Source organism: Amycolatopsis rhizosphaerae, assembly GCF_007713715.1.
GTDB classification, from domain to species: domain Bacteria; phylum Actinomycetota; class Actinomycetes; order Mycobacteriales; family Pseudonocardiaceae; genus Amycolatopsis_E; species Amycolatopsis_E rhizosphaerae.
In genome coordinates this window covers 1-2,556 of record NZ_VJWX01000716.1, presented here as the reverse complement: position 1 = coordinate 2,556, position 2,556 = coordinate 1, and the positions used below count along the sequence as shown (strand labels likewise).

Annotated in this window: 2 protein-coding genes; one reads left to right on the top strand and one right to left on the bottom strand. The window is 71.3% G+C overall.

Features of this window, described 5'->3' with window-relative positions:
* On the top strand, window positions 1-1,885 hold a 1,885-nt coding region (locus FNH05_RS35935), incomplete at its 5' end, for a tetratricopeptide repeat protein (protein WP_144593299.1).
* A gap of 109 nt (window positions 1,886-1,994) precedes the next feature.
* Here the strand turns inward: FNH05_RS35935 and FNH05_RS35930 are convergent.
* Window positions 1,995-2,270: a hypothetical protein gene (locus tag FNH05_RS35930; protein ID WP_144593298.1), complete on the bottom strand. Its 276-nt coding sequence runs from the start codon at window positions 2,268-2,270 to the stop codon at window positions 1,995-1,997.
* Window positions 2,271-2,556 lie beyond the last annotated feature (286 nt).

Below are 2,556 nucleotides of genomic sequence, written 5' to 3'. Positions count from 1 at the left end.
GGTGGTGGGTCAGCCGGGCGTCGGGAAGACCGCGCTGGCGGTGGCGGCGGTCCATGAGCTGAGGCCGCTGTTCCCGGACGGGTGCCTGGCGGTGGATCTGCGGGGCGTCGATGATCAGCCGGTGGCGGCGCGGGTGGTGCTGGACCGCTTGTTGCGCTCGCTCGGGGTGCCCGGGCCGCAGGTTCCGGTGACCGAGGCGGAGCGGTCGAGCCTGTTCCGGATGCTGCTGGACGGTAGGCGGGTGTTGCTGCTGTTGGACAATGCGGCGGACGAGGCCCAGGTGCGCCCGTTGCTGGCGCACAGTCCCGGTTGCCTGACGCTGGTGACGTGCCGCCGGACGCTGGCGGGGCTTGAGGGTGCCCGGTGGTTGAGGTTGGCGCCGCTGGCCGAGGGCGACGCGGTGCGCCTGCTGATGCGCATCGCGGGTGAGGACCGGGTCGCCGGCGAGTCGAGGGCGGCGGCGGAGTTGGTCGGGTTGTGCGGGAATCTGCCGTTGGCGGTGCGGATCGTGGGGAACCGGCTGGCGACCCGCTCGCATTGGTCGCTGGCGTACTCGGCGGGGCAGCTGCGGGACGAACGCACCCGCCTGGGCTCGCTGTCCGCCGGGGACCTGCAGGTGCGGTCCGCGTTCGAGGTGTCGTACCAGCGGTTGTCGCCGGGCGCGCGGCGGGTGTTCCGGCGGCTGGCGGTGGTTCCCGGATCGGATTTCGGGGCGGAGCTGGCCGGGGTGGCCCATCACGCGGCGGAGGCGGCGGTGCTGCCGCAGCTGGACGAGTTGGTGGAGGCGAACCTGCTGAACGCCGCCGCGGTGCCGGGACGGTTCGAGTTCCACGACCTGATCCGCCTGTTCGCGCGGGAACGGTGGGAAGCCGAAGACGGCCCCGAAGAGCGGTCCGCCGTCCGCGACACCCTGCTGGTGCATCTGCTGCGCACCGCCACCACGGCCGCCGCGGCGCTGTCCCCGTTGACCCGGGAGGCGGGCCGGTTCCCGAGCGCGGACAAGGCGACGGCATGGCTGACGCAGGAGCAGTCGAACTGGGTGGCCGCCCAGCGCAAGGCCGCGGCACTGGGCCTGCACCAGGAGGTCGTCACGCTGGCCAAGACCTTGAGCTGGCCCTTCTGGCTGCGAGACCGGCTTCAGGAGCGTCCGTGGAGTGACATCTTCGGGCACGGGGTGGCTTCCGCGCGCGCCCTTGACAGCCGCCTGGACCTCGCCGTGCTGCTCAACCTCCTCGGCCAGGCGCAGCTCGATCACCTCGGCGTCCCCGAGGACGCACTGGCCACCCATGCGGAAGCGCTGGCCGTGGCCCGTGCGGCCGGGCACCGGGCGGAGGAGGCCTGGGCCCACACCTGTCTGAGCACGGTCTTGGACTCTCTCGGGCGCCTCGACGAGGCACTGGAGCACGCGCGGCAGGGCTGCGCGATCGCCGCCGGGCTCGGAAGCTGGATTACCGATGCCGCGAGCACGAGCCGACTGGGCCAGGCTCTGCGGGCACTCGGCCGTTACGAGGAGGCACTGGCCGTCCACCGGGACCTGCTCAGGCAGACCGACGGGCACCATGAGGAACTCGGCCCGGAGATGTCGCGGCTGGCGGCGGTGGCGTTCCTGTCGGACATCGCTCACTGCCTTGCCGGGCTGGGGCAGTGGCGGGAGGCCGCGGAGACGTTTCGCGAGGCCCGCTCCTGGCATGTCGCCGGTGGCGACTCCTTCCAGGAGGCCGAGACGGCACTGTATGAGGGGGTGGCCTGGCGTGAGGTCGGGGAGTTCGAACGGGCGCGGGATTGCCTGCGGTTGGCGCTGGGTGTCTTCTCCGGCCCGGTTTTTGCCGATCGCCGGGCACGCGCCGAGGCCGAGCTGGCGTCGTTGCCCGAGCAGTGGCGGTGAAACCGGCGCGGCCACGGCACCGTCCACAGTGGCCATACTCGGTACGCCGGGATCGGTCCGGCTCCAAGGCTCCGGCGCCGTGCCGCCGGAGGCAACCTCCTCTGCCTCTTCAGGCAGGTCCGAAGAGCGAAGCAACCGGACCGTGGGTGTGGCGTCCTATGGGCAAAGAAAGAAACGAACCACCTCCGACCAACAGCAGGAGAAGACCGATGTTCCCGCAATCACTCCGAAACTTCCGCGCAGCGGCTCTGCTGTCGATGGGGATCGCTCTGGCCGGAGCCTTGGTGACCGGGTGCGAGTCGTCGAACACCTCGGCCAACGCGCCCGTCCCGGCATCCGCGACGGCCACGTCCACCGCCACAACGCCGGACAGCTCCACGGCCACCGCGGCCGCTGCTTCCGCGCCCACACAACACGCCACAGCCGCGGTCAAGACTCAGCCGCAGGCACAGACCACGCGCGCCGGAGGAAGTACCACTCCGCCGGGGCCGTGGAAGCAGGGCATGCGCTGCACCGATCTGTACAACTACGCGGGTGATTCGCGCGCCAACGCGGAAATCAATTCGATCGGCGAGTCCACCGGGACCTGCCCCCCGATCCAGCGCGCCGGAGACAGCACCACTCCGCCGGGGCCGTGGAAGCAGGGCATGCACTGCACCGATCTGTACAAC